Raw genomic sequence first — 21,303 nt, 5'->3', positions numbered from 1 at the left:
AATGTTAGAATCGGCTGATGCGCCTTTCATTCCCGTGGCTAAAACTGGCATTGTGCACCATTGCATTCAGCCTTTGCGCCTGCAGCAGCACCCCCGCCTACCCTCCCATTCCGGCCGGGCACTACCGTGTGCAGGCGGGCGACACGCTATACCGCATTGCGCGCAATAGCGGGCGCAGCGTCAGCGAACTGCGCAGCTGGAACCGGCTGCCCGGCAATGCCATTGATGCAGGCCAAGTACTGCGCATCATTCCGCCGCCACGCTATGCAGCCAGCAGCCCGAATGTCAGCCCACGCCCAGGCAAACCTGCGGCAACACCCGTGCGTCCGGCGGCCAAGCCTAAGCCGGCCCCCGCCAGCGCCAGCATCGCGCTGAGCTGGCCGGCCAAGGGCAAGCTGATTCAGGGTTACAGCAGCCGCAACAAGGGCATCGATATCGCCGGCAAGGCCGGAGATGACATTCTTGCTGCCGGCGCAGGCAAGGTGGTCTATGCCGGGCAAGGCATACGCGCTTACGGCAACTTGCTCATCATCAAGCACAACGAAGCCTTTCTCAGCGCCTATGCCCATAACCAGTCACTCAAGGTCAAAGAAGGCGATACCGTCAGCCGTGGCCAGCCCATCGCCAGCATGGGCAGCAGCGGCACAGACCGCACCAAGCTGCACTTCGAGTTGCGCTACCGCGGCCAGGCGGTCGATCCCATGCCTTATCTGAAATAAGCCGCTACTTGCTGCCAAATAGCCAGTTGACGACACCGGAACCCGCCGCACGGCCGGTCGCCAAGCAAGCGGTCAACAAATAGCCGCCGGTCGGCGCCTCCCAGTCCAGCATCTCGCCGGCACAAAATACGCCCGGCAAGCGCTGCAGCATCAAGCCGCTATCCAGGCCCGCAAAACACACGCCACCGGCACTGCTGATCGCCTCGTCCAGCGGACGTGGCGCACTGACCGTCAGCGGCAAGGCCTTGATGGCCGCAGAAAGCCTGGCCACATCGTTAAAGCTGTCCTTGTCCAGGCATTCGCGCAGCAAACCCATGCGCGCACCCTTGAGATTCAGCCGGCTTTGCAGATGGCTGGACAGCGAGCGCGAGCCGCGCGGATGGCCGACCTCCTGCAAGACCTTGTCGGCACTACGATCCGGTGCCAGATCCAGATAAAAAGTTGCTTTGCCATCGCGCTTGATCAGCTCGCGCAAGCGCGCGGACAAGGCATAGATCAGATTGCCTTCGACACCATAACGCGACAGCACCAGACCACCGCGCCGGGTCTCGCTGACGCCATTCACATCGCTTAAGGTGACGGTGATGGATTTAAGCGCCTCACCGGCAAACTTATCGGCAAAAAATGGCGACCAGCCCGCCTCGAAGCCACAGTTGGAAGGCTCAAGCTCGGCCACCGCCACACCTTTTTCCTGCAGTAGCGGTAGCCAGGCACCATCCGAGCCCAGTTTGCGCCAGCTCCCGCCCCCTAGTGCCAGCACCACGGCGTCCGCCCTCACCATCATCTCGCCTTGCGTCGTGCCAAAGCGTAAAGCGCCCTCATCGCTCCAGCCCTGCCAGCGGTGGCGCGGGTGAAAATTCACTCCCATGGCGCGCAAGCGGCTAAGCCAGGCGCGCAGCAGCGGCGCGGCCTTCATTTCACGCGGGAAGACCTTGCCCGAACTGCCGACAAAAGTCTCCACACCCAAGCCGTGTACCCAGGCACGCAAGGCCTCGGCATTGAAAGCATCCAAATAAGGGCGCAGCAGATCGACCCGTTGGCCGTAGCGTGCAACAAAGTCCGACCACGGCTCGGCATGGGTAATATTCATCCCGCCCACGCCGGCCAGCAAAAACTTGCGCCCGACCGAGGGCATGGCATCGTAGACATCGACTGTAATGCCGGCCCTAGCAATCTGCTCTGCCGCCATCAGGCCGGCCGGCCCCCCGCCGACAATGGCAACTCGTAGATCGGACGCTAAGCGGGGCATGGCAAGACTCTCCAATAAAGCACGGCCTGAAATTCAGGCCGTGGAGGGTAAAGCAGGGATTTTAAACCAGTTCAGCGTTCAAACAGCGTGCCCAGGACGGAAAACATTCTGACAAAGCCATCTTCCGGCTCGGGCAGTTCGCCATTGGGCGTCAGCCGGTCAAACAGTTCGGGCAAGGCTTCGGCCATGACTTTGGCCGCATTGAGCGAGGTCGTTTCCATCATATCGGCAAACTGCCCGACCGCTTTCTCGCCCAGCGCCATATACACATCGGCCGGGGTCAGCGCCATATTTTCGCCGCTGCCAAGCCAGGACTCCAGCACGGCATCCAGGCCGATGTCGCGAAAACGCTGCCCCAGGCCGGCCAGGCCGCCATGCTCGTCCACCAGAGCGGCCAGCGCCCGCATTACGGCATCGTGCCGCCCCTCGCCCGACATCAATTCGCCCAAACGGTCAAAGCATTTCATATGGCCTCCGGTGCTATGACTGCCCGAACAAACCCTTGAGCAAGGATGAGCCTTGGGACAACAAATCGGTATTCCCTGCCGGCACTTCGCCATCAGGCGTCAGCTTGTCGACCAGTTGCGGCAGGGCGGTAGCCAGCGATTGTGCCACTTGCGACGTATCCAGCCCCATCTTGCCGGCCAGCGCCGCGATTTGCTCATGGCCCAGTACCTGTTCGATCTGGGACGCGGCAATAGCCTGATTGTCGCCGGTCGAGATCCAGGATGAAACGATCTCGCCTACCCCCCCTTGCTGGAATTTTTCCACCAGACCACCCAGCCCCCCGTTTTGCTCTAGCAGCGAGCCCATCGCCCCCATCAGGCCGCCCTGCCCCTCTGCCCCCTCCGCACCGCTACCCAGCGCGCCGGTTAATTGATCTAGCAGTCCCATGATGATCTTTCGCGAGTGAAGGAACTACCAGTCTAGTTTTTTGCTCGCAAAAAACCAAAAAGCCCGCCTAAACAGGCGGGCTTACCTTAGGCGGCAAGGGATTTCAGCAGCCCTTGTCGCACTTGGCATCAGGATTCTGAATCAGCAGGCGTACCAGCGTACCACGTGGTTCGCGTACAGCGTCAGTACCAGTGGACAGCACCTTGCCGTCAGCCGGCGACTTGTATTCCTTGACGGTGTCGCCGAACACGTTGAGCTGGCGGGCCACCACCTGGTCCTTTTTCACCATATCGCCCAGCTTGACCAGGATCTCGGCGTAGCCACCCTGCTCGGCACGGATGGTGGTCATGTCGTTGCCGACGAAGGTCTTGGCGGTCTTGGCGGTGCGGCCGATCTTGCCGTCGATCATCTTCAGGTCGACCATCACGTTGCGGGTACCTTCCACGCCACGGCTGATCATGTCCGCGTCGTACTTGCGCGGCGAACCCAGTTCCAGCGTTACCGCCGGGATCTTGGCGCTGACGAATTCGGTCTCGGTCGAGCCCTTCTCGCCCGGATCCTTCTTGATCTGGTCGGCCGGGAACAGTTCTGCGATGCGCTCGATGCGCGGGTCGCGGTAGTCGGCGTAGATGAAGAACGGGAAGTCGGTGCCGGTCGACTGGGTGTGGAAGTCGAGCACGTAGTCGACGTTACCCTGCCACAGCTTGTTCCACATCAGCCACGCATGCTGCTCGGGCGCGGTGCCCTTTTCCTTGCCCGGGAAGACGCGGTTGAAGTTGGTCGACGCGCCGCCGTCGTTGTAGGTTGCCCACTCGCGGGTCACGCGATTGATTGCATTCGGGTTGGAACCGGTCACCGCAACGACAGTGCCGGAGAGCTTGGCGGCGTCGAGGCCGGCCATCACCTTCTGCACGGCGCGGATGCCGTTCACTTCGTCACCGTGGTTCCCGCTGTTGAGCACCAGCTTCGGGCCGGCCTTGACGCCCTTGGCGACGACCACCGGCACGTAGAAGTGCTGGCCGATGCCGTCGGTGGAGCCCTGGAACATGAAGCGGTGCGTCTTGCCCGGCGCAAGGTCGGCCACATCAAGTTGCGAAATAACAGGAACACCCTGCACTTTGTCACCGGTGTAGACGGTGGCGGCCTGGGCAGCCATCGCGGTCAGTGCCAGACTTACGGCAAGAGTCAGTTTACGCATGCTTGATCTCCAATGATGTAAAACCAGATAAGGGAAATATTGCGCTCAGTACCAATGCCCTGCCCGATGACGGGCAATAAGCAGTACTCAATCTGGCTTTCACTATACTCAAATCATATTTAAATAATTTGCTTATTGTCAAACAAACAACTATCAATGCGAAGTTTTTATCTCAATAAATATTTAAAATTCGCGATTCCCTTGCCCTGAATGCCGCGTCGCCAACTAAAAGCCAAGGCGGCAATAAGGCTCGGTGTGCGCCACATGCCGGCTTGCCATGATGCCCTGCCCTGTTTCTAAAGATACAAACAGTCAGCCCGAAACAGCCGGGATATCAGCGCCGGTATGAAGCCTCCAGCCTTGCCTCCACCCGCTTTTGCACCCGCTCGAAACTGGCGCTCAAGATCCAGTAAATGCCTGCCGCCGCCAGATACAAAGGCAGGGGCTGGAAGGTTTGTGCGATGACTTCCTTGGTCGCCAGCATCAGCTCGGTCACCGTAATCACCGAAACCAGCGAGGTATCCTTGATCAGCGAAATCAGGCTGTTGGACAGGCTGGGGACGGCCAGACGCAAAGCTTGCGGCGCGATGATGTAACGCATGCTCTGCCACCAGCCAAAGCCCAGCGACTGTGCCGCCTGCCACTGGCCCTGGCTCACGCCGACAATGGCGCCACGCATGCTCTCGGACAGATAAGCAGACACATTCAGCGTCAACGCCAATATGCCGGCACTCACCGGATCAAACTCGATGCCGATACCGGGCAGGCCGTAATAGATAACGAAAATCTGCACCAGCAAAGGGGTGCCACGCATGGCGCTGACGTATACCGCGGCAATCTGGCTAAGCACCGGCAAGCGCGCCACGCGCACCAAGGCAACGCTAAAACCCAGCATCAAGCCCAGCACCATGCTGACCAGGGCAAACATCAGCGTATACAGCGCACCCTTGAGCATGACCGGCAAAGCCAGCTCGAACAGTTCCAACCACTCCATTGCACATCCTCCCGCATCACGCGGCACGCATAAAACAGCACGCCCCGCGTGGGCGGGGCGTGCACTACACCAATAAATAAATCAAATCATAGCGCCAGATCAGCGCGCTTGTGGCGCTTTGGATACGTCGGTACCAAACCACTTGGTCGAGATCTTGCGCAGTGTGCCGTCAGCCTGCATCCCAGACAGGGTCTTGTCCAGCGCGGCCTTGAACTGCGGATTATTACGCGCAAACGGAATACCCATCTGCGTCAGCCCGCCAACCGGCGCACCGGCCTTAACCGGCAAACGCGACTCCTTGATGGCAAACGGAATCAGCAGGCTGTCGTTCAGCGCAGCATCCACACGACCGCTGACCAGATCCTGCAGGTATTCCGGCGCACCGGGGTAGGTCTTGACCTCGACCCCGGCCATGCCCTTGGCCAGATCGGCGTAATTGCTGCCCTGGCCTACGCCGATTTTCTTGCCCTTTAGATCATCTACCGTGGCCAGCTTGCGGGTTTCGTTCTTGCGCACGATCAACTGGGCACTGGAAACGGTATACGGCTGGCTGAAATCGAAGACCTTCTTGCGCGCATCGGTAATCGATACCTGGTTCATCACCACATCGAACTTGCCCGAAGACAGGCCGGCCAATAGCCCGCTCCACTCGCCGGTAACAAACTGCGGCTTCACCTTCAGGCGCTTGGCAATTTCATTGCCCAACTCGACCTCGTAACCGGTCAGTTGCTGCTGCTTGTCTTTGAAGTTGAACGGCGGATAAGTGCCTTCCAGCGCAATAATCAGCGTACCGCGCTGCTTGACGGTATCCAGCAGGTCGGCAGCAAAGGCATGGGAACCCAGCAGCAGCATGGCAATAAGGGGCAGGCTTTTCTTCATATCGTAATAACCTTGAGTTATATATATTGAATGCAATATTCAATTGCAGACTATAGCAAGACTCGCTCCTTTACTCCAGCCCCAAACGACAAATAAGTAAACACCACTTAGCCAGCGAAACTACGCAGCAAGAGCCAGATCAGGAAAGCAAATACTACGGCAGCGCCCCACAGCACCCGGCGACGCAGAATGCTCACGCGCGTAATCAGCTGCGCATTCTGTTCCGCCAGTTGTTTGACCAGCTCGCTTGAGGCCTGCAACTGCTGCTGCACCTCGGCCAGCCCCTGCTCCAGCGCCACCATGCGTGCGTCCATCCGAGCCAATAGCGGGTCATCGGCGGCGGCCGCATCGCTTTGCGACACGATAACCTCGACCGGCTCTGGCGCCCTGGCCCGGGTTTTTTTCCACAACTTGCGCGCGCCTTCGGCAATCACCGGCGCATTGCTGACGACCTCCGACCACGGCACGCTTTTCAACACTGCCAACCAACTGATGGCCATGAACCTCTCCCTGAAATGACAACAGCCCGGCAAGGATAAGCTGCCGGGCTGTTGATCGTGCGGATAAGACTTAGACGTTGAACAGGAAGTTCAGCACATCACCATCCTGCACCACATAGTCCTTGCCTTCGGCGCGCATCTTGCCCGCTTCCTTGGCCTTGGCTTCGCCGCCGTAGGCGATAAAGTCGTCGTAGGAAATGGTCTGCGCACGGATAAAGCCGCGCTCGAAATCGGTGTGGATCACACCGGCCGCCTGTGGCGCAGTGTCGCCTACATGGATAGTCCAGGCACGCACTTCCTTCACCCCGGCGGTGAAGTAGGTCTGCAGGCCCAGGAGCTTGTAAGCACCGCGGATCAGGCGATCCAGACCCGGCTCTTCCAGACCCATATCGGCGAGGAACTCGGCCTTGTCCGCGTCATCCAGATCGGCGATTTCGGACTCGATGGCCGCACATACCGCAACCACCGGCGCGCCCTCGGCCTCGGCCAGCGCCTTGAGCTTGTCCAGGTGCGGATTGTTCTCGAAGCCGTCTTCGGCCACGTTGGCCACATACATCGCAGGCTTGATGGTCAGCAGGCACAGCGGCTTGAGCATGGCACGCTCTTCGTCGTCCAGCTTGAAGCCGCGTACCGGCTTGCCTTCGTTCAGGTGTGGCAGCAATTTTTCCAGCAGCGCCACCAGCTTTTGTGCGTCTTTGTCGCCGGAGCGGCCCTTCTTGCTTTCGCGTACGATGGCTTTTTCCACCGCAGTCATATCAGCCAGTGCCAGCTCGATACCGATGGTTTCCAGGTCGGCAATCGGGTCGACCTTGCCGGCGACGTGGATCACATTGTCGTCGTCAAAGCAGCGCACCACATTCACGATGGCATCGGTTTCACGGATATTGGCCAGGAACTGGTTGCCCAGACCTTCACCTTTGGATGCGCCCGCCACCAGGCCGGCGATATCGACGAACTCGACAATGGCAGGCTGGATTTTTTGCGGGTTGATGATCTTGGATAGCGCAGCCAGACGCGGGTCCGGTACTTCCACGATACCGACGTTAGGCTCGATGGTGCAGAACGGATAGTTAGCCGCTTCGATACCGGCCTTGGTCAGGGCGTTAAACAGGGTGGACTTGCCGACGTTGGGCAGGCCGACGATGCCGCATTGCAGACTCATGGGGATTTCCTCGTATAGGATGGCGCCCAGCCCAGTCGGCTGGCGTCGAATGTTTAGGATTGTATCACCGCAATAGCGGTGCTTTGTCTTGGCGCGCACAGGGCGACTGCCACACCATGTGGGCATTGGCAAACTGCTCGCCCCGCTTTAGCACCAGACGTCGCTGCATCACGACAAAACCTTGGTGGGCAAATAAAGCCTCGGCACGCAGGCTGACGTCGGCGTACACACGCGCTAAACCACGCCTCTGCGCCTCCTCCAGCAAGAAGGCCAGCAAGCGGCGCCCGACTCCGCATCCTGCAGCGGATGCAGCCACGAAAAAATGGTCAATCAGACCGTCGTTCTGCAAGTCGGCATAAGCCACAATGCGGCCATCCCGCCTGACGACATATGGCGACAGATGCGCCATGCTGTCGCACCAGTGCAAGCATTGCTGCGGATCCAGCGCCGGTGCCCATGCCATGCACTGGGCCAGCGTGTAATCGCGGCAGGCCAGACCATGCACCGATGACTCGAATACCGCACGCAGCTTTGCTGCGTCCCCCGGAGCAAAAGGACGGATAGAAAGCCCGCTCACTTGGCTACGGTATGCAGCAACTTCATCGCGCCGGGCATGTCGCCGGCAATGACCTGCGGCAGAACTGCCAGCGCACGGCCAATCGCATCATCAATCTCTTGCTGCTCTTCGGCGCGCGGTTTTTTCAGCACAAAATTGACCACCTCGGCGCGATCGCCCGGGTGGCCAATGCCGATGCGCAAGCGCCAAAAGTTAGGCGTGCCCAGCTTGGCGATAATATCCTTCAGACCGTTATGACCGCCATGACCACCGCCTTGCTTGAGTTTGGCGACGCCAGGCTCAAGATCAAGCTCGTCATGGACAACCAAAACCTCTTCCGGCGCAATCTTGTAAAAACGCGCCAAAGCGCCGACCGACTGGCCGGACAGATTCATAAAGGTCATGGGCTTGAGCAGCCACAGATCTTCGCCGTCCAGCTTGACCCGGCTGGCCTCGCCAAAGAACTTGCCCTCGGGGCCAAGCTGCGGTGCCTTGAGCTTCCACGCCAGTTCATCCACCAGCCAGAAGCCGGCATTATGGCGGGTTTTTTCATATTCGGCCCCGGGGTTGCCCAGGCCGACAATCAGGCGAATTGTGGACATCGCACATTCCAATCAGACAGGGCCAAACTCGCTGCCCAATAAAAAAGCCCGCTGTACCCGTAAGGGACACAGCGAGCCTGATGCTTTTGCGCCGAATTACTCGACGATCACACCGGAAGCCGAAGCAACGGTAGCGTTATCGCCACGTGCCAGAGCAACGATTTCAACGCCTTCTGGCAGTTTCAGATCGGACAGGTGAACGATCTGGCCGGCAACCATAGCCGACAGGTCAACCGAGATCGACGAAGGCAGGTTAGCTGGCAGGGTGCGCACGTCTACTTCGGTGGTCACGTGGGAGATACGGCCGCTATGCAGCTTAACAGCTGGGCATACATCGGCGCCAACGAAGTGCAGTGGCACTTTAACGTGTACTTTTTCGTTCGGGTTCACGCGCTGGAAGTCAGCGTGCATCACCATTGGCTTAACTGGGTGCATCACGAAGTCGCGCAGCAGAACCTGTTCTTTGGCGCCATCGATCACCAGATCGATTACGCTGGCGTGGAAAGCTTCTTCTTTCAACGCGTAGAACATTGGGTTGTGATCCATGGTGATGGATACGGCATCCTTGTTGTCGCCGTAAACAATCGCAGGCAATTTGCTAGCGTGACGCAGGCGGCGGCTCGCACCCGTACCCAGCTCTTCGCGCTTAGCAGCAATCAGTTCGTAAGACATGGTATTTCCTTATATTTCACGTTAAAAGCAGCATGCCACCGCGACCAGTGGCCATGCCGTTACGGCAGGCAAGCGCCTGTCGAAACCAGATCCTCATTGAAGAGGTAGGACACCGACTCTTCGTTGTTGATGCGACGCAGCGTTTCCGCAATCAGGCCGGCGATGGATACCACGCGAATGCGCGGGCTCTGTCTCGCGGCAGCCGACAACGGGATGGTGTCTGTCACCACAACCTGGTCGATGTCCGAATTGGTAATGCGTTCTACGGCCTGGCCGGAGAAAATGGCATGAGTCGCATACGCCAGCACGCGCTCGGCACCACGCTCTTTCAGCGCGGATGCTGCTTTGCACAGCGTATTGGCGGTATCGATCATATCGTCGACGATCAGGCAGGTACGGCCCGATACATCACCGATGATATTCATCACCTCGGCCACATTGGCCTTGGGACGGCGCTTGTCGATAATGGCAAGGTCGGTATTCAATGCTTTGGCAACGGCACGCGCACGCACCACGCCGCCGACATCAGGGCTGACCACGATCAGGTCTTCGATGCGCTGGGCACGAATGTCTTTCAGCAACACAGGCGTCGCGTAGACATTGTCCACCGGCATATCGAAGAAGCCCTGGATCTGGTCGGCGTGCAGATCAACGGTCAGCACGCGGTCGATGCCGGAACTGGTCAGCATATTGGCGACCAGTTTGGCGGTAATCGGCACCCGGGCGGAACGCGGACGGCGGTCCTGACGGGCATAGCCGAAGTAAGGGATGGCTGCAGTAATACGACCGGCCGAAGCGCGTTTGAGCGCGTCGGCCATGGTGAGGATTTCCATCAGATTGTCGTTGGTCGGCGCACAGGTCGACTGCAGAATAAAAACGTCGCGACCGCGTACGTTCTCCAGTAGCTCCACCGCTACCTCACCATCGCTGAACTTGCCGACATCGGCACGTCCCATCGAGATATCAAGGTGTTTAACCACGTTTTGCGCGAGGTCCGGATTTGCTGTTCCGGTAAAAACCATCAAACTATCGTAAGCCGCCATCACCAATCGCCTGTCACTGAGCTGAATAAAGAAAAAGCGAGTAAGAATGACTTACTCGCTTTTTTGCTTTTGATTTCTGGCTGGGGAGGTAGGGATCGAACCTACGAATGCCGGAATCAAAATCCGGTGCCTTACCACTTGGCGACTCCCCAGTAAAACTGATATCAGACCTTGTCGTACAACGGATGCTGACTCAAACCCCTAGTCACAAAACCGTTGAATCTAGCCGACACTGCCGTATAAATTCTGTTTGCCTGGCTTTCTGACTGACACTCCAGAAACACACAGCTTCCGGACCCAGTCATCAGCGGTGAACCGTATTTGCTTAGCTCGCTCACAGCCTCGCTCACCGCCGGGTACATCTCACAAACAACCTGCTGCAGCGCGTTTCGTTGTTGCTGCGTTGTTTTGAGGATTCGCATTATGCCCACCTCGTCTTGCCCTGTCAACACCTTTTGTGAAAAAGTTTTAAAAACTTCGGCTGTAGGCACATTAACCCCAGGGTGAAGCACCACATACCAGGCCGGCAAAGCCTTGATTTCACTGAGTTCTTCGCCTATTCCGGTCGCCCGCGCATTACGCCCAAAAATAAAAACAGGCACATCGGCCCCTAGCTGCAAACCCAACACCATCAATTGTGCGCGCGTCAGCACTGTCTGCCATAAACGGTTTAATGCGAGCAAAACCGTGGCGGCATCCGAGCTGCCGCCGCCCAAGCCACCGCCCATGGGAATGCGTTTGCTGACGCGGATATTCACCCCCAGCGTCGAGCCGCTATATTGCTGCAGCAAGCGTGCAGCGCGTACTGTCAGGTCCGATTCGGCCGGCACACCCGGCAAAGGGTTAACCAGCACGATCTCGCCATCGTCACGCACGGCCAGCTCTATGGTGTCGGCCAGATCAATAAAGCGGAATACAGTGTCCAGCAAATGGTAGCCATCGGCGCGTTTGCCCACGATATGCAAGGATAGGTTGAGTTTGGCTGGCGCGGCAAAGGCGAGGTAATTCTCGTTCATGGCAGGATGGCAGGTAAATGGATTGAGGGCGTACGCCATTCGCTGGCAACAACACGCAGCGAGATATCGTCACGCACCAGGTCGATGCGCTGCGGATAGGCGGCACCCGGTTCATCGGAAACAAAACGTATGGTCCAGCCTTGCTGCACAAGTGCACCATCGGCCAAGAATTCATGCGGCACGCCGGGCGCGGCGCGGCCGCGCACCCACCACGCCAGATTAGCCAACGGCAAGGGCCAGCCCAGCACTTGTTCGGTCAGCGTCTCGACATCGGCCGCATGCCAGCTTTTGCCGTCAGCCAGCAGCAACACACCCGCTGCGTCGCGCGTCACCCGTGCAACCGTGGTACCCAGCGGCGTATTGACCGACAACTCGTCACGCGCCGGCGCATGCGTCCAGTCAAAGCGTGCCAACTGCCCCTTGCCGCCGGCTTGGACCGACAAACGACCGGACAGATTAAACGGCGCATCAACCGGTACGGCTTCCTGCGGTGCATGAAACGGCAATTCGCGGCTGGCACAGCCCGCCAGCAGCAAGGCCAGCATCAGGCAGAGCGCACGGGGCAAACTCATGGCGCCAGTCTCTTGATGGTTTCCTGCAACACTTCGTGCTGCGGAAAGGCAGCCTGCGCCTTGCGCCATATGGCAAGCGCCTCATCCTTGCGCCCGGCCTGCCATAAAGCCTCGCCTAAGTGGGCGGCAACTTCCGGGTCAGGCAAGCCCTGATAGGCTTTTTGCAGATAGCGCACTGCGTCAGCATAGCGGCCCAGCTTGAAATTCACCCAGCCCAGGCTGTCCAGAATCATCGCACTGTCCGGGTCTGCCTTATGGGCACGGCTAATCAATACCAGCGCCTCGCGATAGCGCGTGGTGCGGTTGGCCAGCAAATAGCCCAGCGCGTTCAAGCCTTGTGCATCATCCGGCTTTTCCTGCAAATAGGCCTTGAGATCACGCTCGGCAGCGGCAAACTTGCCCTGCATCTCCAGCACCAGCGCCCGCTCGTATAAAAGCTCGGGCGCCCGAGGCTCGCTGGCCAGTGCCCGGTCCAGATTCAGCTCGGCCAGATCCAGCCGCTGTTGCTGGCGGGCAATCTGCGACTGGAACAGGGCGACCTGGATTTTTTCCTGCTCGCTTGTACCCATGCTGTCCATACGCGCCAGCACCTGTGCGATATTGTCGCCCTTGGCGTCCAGCACAGCCATGCGCACCTGGGCTGGCAAATAATGTTCGCCCTGCCCGACCGCCGTATACCAGCGCCGCGCCTCGTCCTCACGACCCAGTTCCTGATTGACCTGCCCCAGCGTCAGGCGCAGATAATCCGTCTCCGGATGGCCCGCCTTGAGCGCCTGCTCCAGATAAGGCACCGCCGCTTCCAGCTCGCGCAACTGGAATGACAGCAAACCCAGCGAATACAAGACATCGGGCTGGTTCGGATAGCGTTTCAGCAATTCGGCAAAACTGTCGCGCGCCTCGGCAAAGCGCTTGGCGCTGACCAAGAGCCGCGGATAAGCCAGGCGGATTTCCAGCGCGGCCTCCGGCCGGCGCGCAAGCTCGTTTTTGAGCAAGGCCAGCGCAGCTTCAGGCTGGTCGCGACGCAAACGGTCAACCAGCCAGGCGACCGGCAAGTCCCATTTCGGTGCCAGACGCGCCAGCGCATTCATTTCCTGCGCCATCGCCGCCCGGTCACCCGCCTCGGCGGCCACCGCCAGCAAGGCAAAACGCGCCTCGGGTAATTCGGGATAGCCCGCAGCCAGATCACGGGTTAACTGGTAGGCCGCGGCCTTGTCCGGCTGGCGAGCCGTCAGTCTGGCCAACTGGACAAATACGGCAGGTGCCCGCTCGGGACGGGTGGCCAGCAGGCCTTCGATCAGCGGGCGACTTTGTGCCAGCTTGCCGCTACGCAGCAATGCGATAAACAACTGCTCGCGCGCATTCTCCGAGGCCGGGTCAAGCTCCACCCAGAGCGTCAAAGCCTGCGAAGCCGTCTCCAGCTGGCCGGACAACATGGCAAACTCGGCCGCGCGCTGCGCCAGACGCGGATCGCGTGCCTCGCGCGCCAGCTCGAGATAGGTCTGGGCCGACGCGCCGGCCCCCCCACGCTGGGCGGCAATCTCGCTGATAATCACGCCGTAGAAAAGCTGCGGCGACAAAGGCAGATGCGGCAAGGCCGCCTCTGCGCGCGCACTCTCGCTGGACGCCACTGCAACAGGGGCAGGCTCAATGCGGGCCAGACGCGAAGACGCGCAGCCGGACAGAGCCAGCAAGGTAAACAAAGGCAGCAATGCAGAATGAGGTTTCATGCTCGATCAATTTCCCGGGTGAGCGCGTAGAATAGCATGGCCTTATCCGGATATTCACCATGCCTGAACTACCTGAAGTCGAAACCACGCGCCGCGGCATCCAGAACCAGCTGACGGGCGAGCGCATCAGCGCCCTTGTGGTGCGCAATCCATCCTTGCGCTGGCCTATCGATCCCGGCCTTGGCGCCATCCTCTGCGGCCAGCGCATTCTGGAAGTGGGTCGACGCGCCAAGTATCTATTGATCGAATGCGAACAAGGCACGCTCATCATCCATTTGGGCATGTCGGGCAGTCTGCGCTTTGTTACGCCGGCGACAGCGGTCGAAAAGCACGACCACGTCGACCTGATACTGGGTAGCGGCCAGATTTTACGCTACCGCGATCCGCGCCGCTTCGGTGCCGTGCTGTGGCAATACGGCCCCGCCACGCTGCACACGCTGCTGGCCAAGCTAGGGCCGGAGCCGCTTGCGGATGATTTTGACGGCGCCACGCTGTTTCGGGCGACACGCAAGCGCAGCAGCGCCATCAAGCTGGTCATCATGGATAATCACGTCGTGGTGGGCGTGGGCAATATCTACGCCAACGAGGCTCTGTTTCATGCCGGCATTGCCCCGACCCGGCCCGCCGCCAGCCTGACAGAGACCGAATGCGCGACACTGGCCGCTGAAATCAAGGCGGTGCTCACCCGAGCCATCGCCGCCGGCGGCAGCACCTTGCGCGATTTTGTCGACGCCATAGGCAAACCCGGCTACTTCCAGCAGAGCTATTTTGTCTATGGCCGCAGCGAACAGCCCTGCCTGCGCTGCGGCAGTCCGATACGGCAGATTCGCCAGGGCCAGCGCAGCAGCTTCTTTTGCCCGCATTGCCAGCCGTGCTAGAGTGCTGGCCTGTCATTGTTCCAGAAAGCCCGCGTATTTTGACCCCGACACACCCCAAAGCCTCTCTTCTGACCCGGCTTGCGCGCCTTGTGCGCATGGGCAGCCATATCGCCCACGGCTTTTTTATTCTGGCCGTACGCTACCCGCATCTGGCCAATGCCGAACGCGCGGTGATTACCCGCGCCTGGGCGCGCAAGATGCTGTCCATCTTCGGCGTGGAAGTACGCATTAGCGGCGACAACCCGGGCTTTTACCCGCCCAATACGCTCCTGGTGGCCAACCATGTTTCATGGCTGGACATTATTGCGCTCAGTAGCGGCACGGTGTCGCGCTTTGTGGCAAAAAAGGAAATCAGCGACTGGCCCATCGTCGGCACCATGGCCAAGAATGGCGGCACACTGTTTATCGACCGCAGCAACCGGCGCGACGCCAGCCGCATCAATGGCCAGCTGGCCGATGCGCTAAGCCAGGGCGGCTGCATGTCGGTGTTTCCCGAAGGAACCACCAGCGACGGTTTCGGCCTGCTGCCGTTCAAGGCGTCCTTGTTCGAGTCCGCGCTACTGGCCAAGAGCCGGGTACAGCCGGTGGCGATCCGCTATCTGGATGCCCACGGCCAGCAAACCGGCACACTGTCCTATGTCGGCGACCATAGCTTCGGCCTGATCCTGAAGCGCCTGCTGAGCATGAAAAAACTGGTGGTCGAGCTGCATTACGGCCAATCGCTACAGGCAGGAGAAGGCGAGCTGGCCAGCCGCTTTGCCATTTCCAATGCCGCACGGCGCGAAATTCTGGCCGGGCTTAATCTATCTGACGATACACCGGACACGGCTCGGCAAACACTTGCCTGTCCTCAAGCCGTAACGCAGTAAGGCTGCCGCCCCACAGGCAGCCGCTATCCAGCCCCAGAATATCTTCGGTCAGGTGCAGGCCCAGCGCCGACCAGTGGCCGAAGATCAGCGGCGTGCCGGCACTTTGCCGCGCCTTGGCCGCAAACCAGGGCTGCAAACCGGCCGGCGCATCCGGCAACTCACCCTTATAGGCAAAATCGATCTCGCCATCGCGGTTGAGAAAGCGCATGCGCGTCATCGCATTGACGATCATGCGCAAGCGATCCATGCCCTTGAGTTCATCACGCCAGCGCACCGGCTTGTTGCCGTACATCTTGCCCAGAAAAGCGTGAAAATCCTTGCCGGTGAGCGCGCTCTCCACCTCGGCGGCCAGACCCAGCGCCCGCGCAATCGTCCACTCGGGCATCAGTCCGGCGTGCACCATGGCATAGCCCTGCCCCTCTACCATCAGGGGCTGGCAACGCAACCAGTCCAGCAGCAGCTTGCCGTCGCCGGCCTTGAGAATTTCGAGCAAGGTATCGCCCCGCCCCGGCTTGCCGAAGCCTTCGGACAGCGCCAGCAGATGCAGGTCATGATTGCCCAGCACGATCTGTACACAGTCGCGGTGCTGGAACACCCAGCGCAGTACCGCCAGCGAATCGGGGCCACGGTTGACCAGATCACCGGTCAGCCACAGCGTATCGCGTCCGGGATTAAACTCGATACGCTGCAGCAACTGCATGAAAGGGGCGAAACAGCCCTGGATATCGCCGATAGCGTAGGTAGACATGCCCATCCTTATGGTTGATTGCGCGCCGCCATGATAGCGCAAGGCATCGTGCTAAAATGCAGCGCTTGCGTGCACAGCGCCCCGCCCGCCCCTCTTGCCGAATAGCCGAATCACCATGTCCGCACAACTGAACACCCCGCAACGCGAAGCAATCCACTATCTTGACGGCCCCTTGCTGGTACTGGCCGGTGCAGGCTCGGGCAAGACGCGCGTGATTACCTTCAAGATCGCCCACCTGATCCGCCACGGCGGCATGAACGCACGCAATATCGCCGCCATCACCTTTACCAACAAGGCGGCGCGCGAAATGATGGAGCGGGTCAGCAAGCTGATGACGGCCGACGAAGTACGCGGCCTGACGGTTTCGACCTTCCACTCGCTGGGGATGCAGATCCTGCGCCAGGAAGCACCACATCTGGGTTACAAGCCGCAGTTCTCCATTCTCGACTCGTACGATGCCGGCAAGATCATCTCCGACGTCCTGAAAAGCACGGCCAAGGATGAAGTGCGCAAGGTACAAAGCCAGATCTCGTTGTGGAAAAACAACTTTATCACCCCGGACGAGATGATCACCGAGGCAGCCAACGACTGGGAAATGGTGTGCGCGCGTGTTTATCTGAGCTATCAGGCCACGCTCACCGCCTATCAGGCGATGGATTTCGATGATCTGATCCGCCTGCCGGTCGAACTGTTCCGCAACCATCCCGAGGTGCTGGCCAAATGGCAGGCCAAGCTGCGCTATCTGCTGCTGGACGAATATCAGGACACCAATACCTGCCAGTACCAGATGGTGAAACTCTTAACCGGCGCGCGCGGCATGTTTACCGCGGTGGGCGACGACGACCAGAGCATCTATGCCTGGCGCGGCGCCAATATGGAAAACCTGCGCCTGCTGCAAACCGACTTTCCCAAGCTCAAGATCATCAAGCTGGAGCAGAACTACCGCTCCAGCGTGCGCATCCTGCGCGCCGCCAACTCGGTCATCGCCAACAACCCCAAGCTGTTCGAGAAACAGTTGTGGAGCGAACTGGGTCTGGGCGAGCCCATCCATGTGGTGCAATGCAAGGATGAGGAAAGCGAGGCCGAAATCGTGGTGCAGCGCCTGTTGGCGCACAAGTTCGAACACCGTACCGAATTCAAGGACTACGCCATCCTCTATCGCGGCAACTATCAGGCCCGCATCTTCGAACAGGCGCTGCGCAACCAGAAAGTGCCCTACCAGATGTCGGGCGGGCAAAGCTTCTTTGACAAGCCCGAGATCAAGGACGTGCTGTCCTATATGCGCCTGATCACCAACCCGAATGACGACCCGGCCTTTATCCGCGCGCTGACCACACCCAAACGCGGCGTCGGCGCCGCCACGCTGGAAAAGCTGGGTGCCTGGGCCGGGCAGCGCCATAACAGCCTGTTTGCCGCCGCACAGGAAACCGGCTTCCAGCAACAGGTGCAAGACGCGCAGCTGGCACCGCTGGAGCAGTTCTGCAACTTCATCAACACCCTGCAATACCGCGCCACACGTGAAGATGCCGGCCCCCTGGTCATGGAGATGCTGGGCGCCATCGGCTACGAAGTGTGGCTGTTCGACAGCGAAGACAGCCCGCGCATCGCCGAAACCAAGTGGAAAAACGTGCTGGAGCTGGTGGCATGGCTGGCCAAGAAAGGCGAGGCTGACGGCAAGAACCTGATCGAACTGAGCCAGACCATTGCGCTGATCACCATGCTGGAAGGACGCGATGAAGGCGATGTGGACGCGGTCAAGATGTCGACCCTGCATGCATCCAAAGGGCTAGAGTATCCGCATGTGTTTCTGGTCGGCTGCGAGGAAGGCATCCTGCCGCATAGCGAGTCGGTGGATAACGGCATGGTCGAGGAAGAACGGCGGCTAATGTATGTCGGCATCACCCGCGCCCAGCGCAGCCTCACCCTGAGCTACTGCGTCAAACGCAAGCGTGCCGGTGACTGGCAGTTTGTCGACCCGTCGCGCTTTATCGATGAAATCAGCGGTGACGACATCCGCCACTTCGGCCGCCCCGGTGCCGAACCCATTGTCAGCAAGAACGAAGGCAAGTCGCGGCTGGCCGGTCTCTCCGCCATGCTGGATGCCAAGAAAAAATAACCGTGTTGAGCGCTTAAAACCGCCGCGGTGCGGCAGGCCGATTTCCCGCCAAGCGCCAGACACAAAAAAACGCCGCGAAAAGCGGCGTTTTTGCATATCAGCCAAACTTACTTGGCGGCGTTAACCATATATTCCACGGCAGCCTTGAACTCGTCGTCCGGGCCGGTAAAGCCACCTTTAGGCGGCATCGCGTTCAGACCCTTGGTTGCGATCGCCAGCACCTCGTTCAGGCCCGGCTTCAGACGTGGAGCCCAGGCAGCCTTGTCGCCAAACTTGGGGGCACCGGCTACACCTGTTGCATGGCAAGCCACACAAACCGCGTCATAGACTTTCTTGCCGGCAACGGCCGGATCCAGACCCGCTACCGCACCGGCCGGCGCAGAAGCGTCCGCACCCGCAGCGGGCTCGGCAAACTTGCCACCGCTCTTGTTCACCATATAAACCACGGCGCGCTTGACTTCGTCGTCGGTCAGGTCGGCACCGCCACCACGCGCCGGCATGGCATTGAAACCACTAATCGCATGGGTAAACAGCATGGCCTCGCCCTTGCCGATACGTGGCGCCCAGGCCGCGTTATCGCCAAACTTGGGCGAACCGGCCAGACCTGCACCGTGGCAGGAAACACACAGCGCGGTGTAGACACCCTCGCCGGTACGCGAGCCCGGCGGATCACCGGCTACCGATTCACCCACCGGCTTCAGGCGAGCGGCAACGGCCTCTTTGGTCATCACCTCGGCGTTGACGTCAAAACCACTGGTTGCCAGTTTGGCCAGCAGATAGATCACAACCACCACGAAGGCGATAATGCCCACGAGCACTTTGATAAGCTGTGCTGGAGCCATCTTGTTTTCGTTACTCATACGGTCCCGCCTGATGAAGATAAATGACAATTACAATCGACCGCGATTATACGCAATGTGCATCGACATGGGAAGAAACCCATGCTGGACTGTAGGCCTTTGATCAGCTATTATCGCGCCCTAATGCATCCGTAGCTCAGTTGGATAGAGTGTCAGTTTCCGAAGCTGAAGGTCACAGGTTCGATCCCTGTCGGGTGCACCAGAATAATCAAGGGCTTGCCGTCTCTAATGACAGCAAGCCCTTGGCACATCTAACCTCCAGATTTCCGCCTTACACCCCGCCCAGCCAGACAACACGCACTTTTCGCTTATTTCCCTACTATTAGTCGTGGTACACACCGCTTTATCCTGCTTCGAATAGCTATCTCAACCTGCTTTGCAGAAAAGCATTTGCCATGCTTGACGAATAGCAACACAAAAAGTACCTTGGTACATAAATACCCTAGTAACAAAGGATAAAGCATGACCGATATGGCAACGATTAAAGTCGAGCGCATCCAGACCGGCGTCAGACTGGAAAAAAGACTGGTCAAAGTACTGAAGGCACTGGCTGAACAAAAAGACATGACGCTGGGCGACCTGCTCGAAGGCATCATCCTGCATGCCTTTGACGGACAGGCGCCCTTTTCGCCAGAAACTCTGGCGACCATTACCCAGCTCAAACAAATCTACGGTCTGGAACTGGATGCCTCGGCCAGCCACCGCATGCGTGATACTGGCGGCGAATAAGCTAAACAAGCCGGTTTATTACCGGTCTCGCCCGGCATCAGCCCTTGGCGGCCAACTCGACAATACGCCGCGTCAGCACATACGATTTTTCGAACGACTGCATGGGCAGGAATTCGTAGATTGAGTGGAAGTTGTGCGCGCCGGTGAAGTAGTTGGGCGTGCATACGCCACGCGGAGACAGGGCCGAGCCATCGGTGCCGCCGCGCATGGCGATCACCTTGGGCGCGATGCCCAGTTCGGCCATGCCGGCAAAGATCAGGTCGATGGCGCGGCGGTCGTCGCCCAGCGACTGGACGATATTGGCGTACACGTCATCCACCCGGTATTCGAGCCTTGCTTTCGGATGGCGGGCCCCCACCAGTGCCACCACTTCACCGATATAGCGTTTGCGCGCCTCGAACGATGCCAGATCGAAGTCGCGGATCGCCATTTTCAGCGTCGCCTTGTTCGGGTTGGCCTGCATGTCGGTCACCCAGAAGTAGCCGTCGCGGCCATCGGTATGTTCTGGGGTATCGGTGCGGTCGAAATGCGCGATCAGGTCGTGTGCGACGCGGATCGGGTTGACCAGCACACCCTTGGCCGACATCGGGTGCGCGGTGATGCCGTGGATGCCGATCTCGACCGACGCGGCGTTGAAGGTTTCGTACACCACCTCGCCCTGCTCGCAACAATCGATGGTGTAGGCAAAATCGACCGGGAAGCGCGAGAGGTCGAGCAGTTTGGAGCCCTTGAGACCGATCTCCTCGTCCGGCACAAAAGCCACCACGATATCGCCATGCGCCTCAGGCAGATTGGCCAATAGCGTCATCACCACACTAATGGCTGCCTTGTCGTCGGCGCCCAGCACGCTGGTGCCGTCGCTGACCAGAATCTCGTCGCCGGCGTAAGGGGTGATTTCGGGATGCTCGGCCACACGCAGCCAAATATCCTTATCGGCATTCAGGCAGATATCGCTGCCGTCAAACGCCACCAACTGCGGATGAATGTCGGGCGAGATGCCGACATCCACCGTGTCCAGGTGCGCGACAAAACCGATGCGCGGGGCGCCCGGCTGATTGCCCGGCTTGCGCGCGGTCAGAATGCCGTGAGCGTCGATATAAACGTCCTCGAGGCCCAGTGCCTCAAGTTCGCACGCCAGCAGGCGTGCCAGTTCCAGTTGGCCCGGGGTGCTGGGAACGGTGGTCGCGGAGGCATCGCTCTGGCTTGAGATGGCGACATAGCGCAAAAAGCGCTCGCGTAGTGCTTGTTTCATCGGGAATCCTTGCAAGACAAAAGTTGTGTGATGGGCCAGATTGCAGCACGTTGCCCATCACACACAGC

General features: G+C 59.4%; 23 protein-coding genes and 2 tRNA genes. 6 read left to right on the top strand and 19 right to left on the bottom strand.

What is annotated here, in order from left to right:
- Positions 1-17 precede the first annotated feature (17 nt).
- Complete coding sequence (locus GQF02_RS12315) at positions 18-719, top strand: peptidoglycan DD-metalloendopeptidase family protein (protein WP_160797524.1); 702 nt, start codon at positions 18-20, stop codon at positions 717-719.
- A 4-nt stretch (positions 720-723) separates the two neighbouring features.
- On the opposite strand, the gene GQF02_RS12310 is transcribed toward GQF02_RS12315, so the two are convergent.
- The 16 genes from GQF02_RS12310 to GQF02_RS12235 form a co-directional block, all read right to left on the bottom strand.
- A complete protein-coding gene (locus tag GQF02_RS12310) occupies positions 724-1,968 on the bottom strand; it encodes a TIGR03862 family flavoprotein (RefSeq protein WP_160797522.1) in 1,245 nt (414 codons plus the stop codon).
- A 71-nt stretch (positions 1,969-2,039) separates the two neighbouring features.
- Positions 2,040-2,435, bottom strand: coding sequence for a YidB family protein (locus GQF02_RS12305; RefSeq protein WP_160797520.1), 396 nt, complete (start codon positions 2,433-2,435; stop codon positions 2,040-2,042).
- Positions 2,436-2,448: 13 nt separating this feature from the next.
- Positions 2,449-2,862: a YidB family protein gene (locus GQF02_RS12300; RefSeq protein ID WP_124735455.1), complete on the bottom strand. Its 414-nt coding sequence runs from the start codon at positions 2,860-2,862 to the stop codon at positions 2,449-2,451.
- Positions 2,863-2,965: 103 nt separating this feature from the next.
- Positions 2,966-4,060 (bottom strand): M14 family metallopeptidase, encoded by a 1,095-nt coding sequence (locus GQF02_RS12295; RefSeq protein ID WP_160797518.1) that lies wholly within the window; start codon positions 4,058-4,060, stop codon positions 2,966-2,968.
- Between the two features lie 334 nt (positions 4,061-4,394).
- Entirely contained in the window at positions 4,395-5,054 is a 660-nt protein-coding gene (locus GQF02_RS12290; RefSeq protein ID WP_124735453.1) for an amino acid ABC transporter permease, read from the bottom strand.
- Between the two features lie 99 nt (positions 5,055-5,153).
- Entirely contained in the window at positions 5,154-5,933 is a 780-nt protein-coding gene (locus tag GQF02_RS12285) for a transporter substrate-binding domain-containing protein (RefSeq protein ID WP_124735452.1), read from the bottom strand.
- 107 nt (positions 5,934-6,040) lie between these two features.
- Entirely contained in the window at positions 6,041-6,433 is a 393-nt protein-coding gene (locus GQF02_RS12280; RefSeq protein ID WP_160797516.1) for a hypothetical protein, read from the bottom strand.
- A gap of 70 nt (positions 6,434-6,503) precedes the next feature.
- Positions 6,504-7,595, bottom strand: a complete 1,092-nt coding sequence (gene ychF, locus GQF02_RS12275) for a redox-regulated ATPase YchF (protein ID WP_124735430.1) — start codon at positions 7,593-7,595, stop codon at positions 6,504-6,506.
- A 64-nt stretch (positions 7,596-7,659) separates the two neighbouring features.
- Positions 7,660-8,172 carry a GNAT family N-acetyltransferase gene (locus tag GQF02_RS12270; protein WP_220789461.1) on the bottom strand — a complete coding sequence of 171 codons (513 nt, stop codon included), beginning with the start codon at positions 8,170-8,172 and terminating at the stop codon, positions 7,660-7,662.
- Positions 8,169-8,753, bottom strand: coding sequence for an aminoacyl-tRNA hydrolase (gene pth, locus GQF02_RS12265; protein ID WP_160797514.1), 585 nt, complete (start codon positions 8,751-8,753; stop codon positions 8,169-8,171). Before pth ends, GQF02_RS12270 begins: the two co-directional genes overlap by 4 nt.
- Positions 8,754-8,849: 96 nt before the next feature.
- Positions 8,850-9,425, bottom strand: coding sequence for a 50S ribosomal protein L25/general stress protein Ctc (locus GQF02_RS12260; protein ID WP_124735427.1), 576 nt, complete (start codon positions 9,423-9,425; stop codon positions 8,850-8,852).
- A gap of 59 nt (positions 9,426-9,484) precedes the next feature.
- Complete coding sequence (locus GQF02_RS12255) at positions 9,485-10,468, bottom strand: ribose-phosphate pyrophosphokinase (protein ID WP_124735426.1); 984 nt, start codon at positions 10,466-10,468, stop codon at positions 9,485-9,487.
- A gap of 77 nt (positions 10,469-10,545) precedes the next feature.
- Positions 10,546-10,620: transfer RNA gene (locus tag GQF02_RS12250), tRNA-Gln, on the bottom strand.
- Positions 10,621-10,632: 12 nt separating this feature from the next.
- Positions 10,633-11,484, bottom strand: a complete 852-nt coding sequence (ispE, locus tag GQF02_RS12245; RefSeq protein ID WP_160797512.1) for a 4-(cytidine 5'-diphospho)-2-C-methyl-D-erythritol kinase — start codon at positions 11,482-11,484, stop codon at positions 10,633-10,635.
- Positions 11,481-12,056: an outer membrane lipoprotein LolB gene (locus GQF02_RS12240; protein ID WP_220789460.1), complete on the bottom strand. Its 576-nt coding sequence runs from the start codon at positions 12,054-12,056 to the stop codon at positions 11,481-11,483. The genes ispE and GQF02_RS12240 overlap by 4 nt, the downstream gene beginning before the upstream one ends.
- On the bottom strand, positions 12,053-13,783 hold the full coding sequence (locus GQF02_RS12235; RefSeq protein WP_160797510.1) for a tetratricopeptide repeat protein: 1,731 nt from the start codon (positions 13,781-13,783) through the stop codon (positions 12,053-12,055). Before GQF02_RS12235 ends, GQF02_RS12240 begins: the two co-directional genes overlap by 4 nt.
- Positions 13,784-13,842: 59 nt before the next feature.
- Between GQF02_RS12235 and mutM the strand changes: the two genes are divergently transcribed.
- Both mutM and GQF02_RS12225 read left to right on the top strand, forming a co-directional pair.
- Positions 13,843-14,661 (top strand): bifunctional DNA-formamidopyrimidine glycosylase/DNA-(apurinic or apyrimidinic site) lyase, encoded by an 819-nt coding sequence (gene mutM / locus GQF02_RS12230; protein ID WP_160797508.1) that lies wholly within the window; start codon positions 13,843-13,845, stop codon positions 14,659-14,661.
- A gap of 38 nt (positions 14,662-14,699) precedes the next feature.
- Positions 14,700-15,530 carry a lysophospholipid acyltransferase family protein gene (locus GQF02_RS12225; RefSeq protein WP_160797506.1) on the top strand — a complete coding sequence of 277 codons (831 nt, stop codon included), beginning with the start codon at positions 14,700-14,702 and terminating at the stop codon, positions 15,528-15,530.
- Here GQF02_RS12225 and GQF02_RS12220 read toward each other — a convergent pair.
- Positions 15,460-16,278 (bottom strand): symmetrical bis(5'-nucleosyl)-tetraphosphatase, encoded by an 819-nt coding sequence (locus tag GQF02_RS12220; RefSeq protein WP_160797504.1) that lies wholly within the window; start codon positions 16,276-16,278, stop codon positions 15,460-15,462. The genes GQF02_RS12225 and GQF02_RS12220 overlap by 71 nt on opposite strands.
- Before the next feature lie 115 nt (positions 16,279-16,393).
- Between GQF02_RS12220 and GQF02_RS12215 the strand changes: the two genes are divergently transcribed.
- Complete coding sequence (locus tag GQF02_RS12215; RefSeq protein ID WP_124735420.1) at positions 16,394-18,394, top strand: UvrD-helicase domain-containing protein; 2,001 nt, start codon at positions 16,394-16,396, stop codon at positions 18,392-18,394.
- A 107-nt stretch (positions 18,395-18,501) separates the two neighbouring features.
- Here GQF02_RS12215 and GQF02_RS12210 read toward each other — a convergent pair whose 3' ends face one another.
- Entirely contained in the window at positions 18,502-19,254 is a 753-nt protein-coding gene (locus GQF02_RS12210) for a c-type cytochrome (protein ID WP_124735419.1), read from the bottom strand.
- A gap of 125 nt (positions 19,255-19,379) precedes the next feature.
- Between GQF02_RS12210 and GQF02_RS12205 the strand changes: the two genes are divergently transcribed.
- Positions 19,380-19,456 (top strand) — tRNA-Arg (locus GQF02_RS12205).
- Between the two features lie 260 nt (positions 19,457-19,716).
- Positions 19,717-19,983: a hypothetical protein gene (locus tag GQF02_RS12200; protein WP_220789459.1), complete on the top strand. Its 267-nt coding sequence runs from the start codon at positions 19,717-19,719 to the stop codon at positions 19,981-19,983.
- A gap of 37 nt (positions 19,984-20,020) precedes the next feature.
- Here GQF02_RS12200 and pepT read toward each other — a convergent pair whose 3' ends face one another.
- Complete coding sequence (gene pepT, locus GQF02_RS12195; RefSeq protein WP_160797502.1) at positions 20,021-21,235, bottom strand: peptidase T; 1,215 nt, start codon at positions 21,233-21,235, stop codon at positions 20,021-20,023.
- Positions 21,236-21,303 lie beyond the last annotated feature (68 nt).

Source organism: Craterilacuibacter sinensis, assembly GCF_009831765.1.
GTDB classification, from domain to species: Bacteria; Pseudomonadota; Gammaproteobacteria; order Burkholderiales; family Chromobacteriaceae; genus Craterilacuibacter; species Craterilacuibacter sinensis.
The sequence above is the reverse complement of the archived record's forward strand: the minus strand, read 5'-3'. Positions and strand labels throughout refer to the sequence as shown.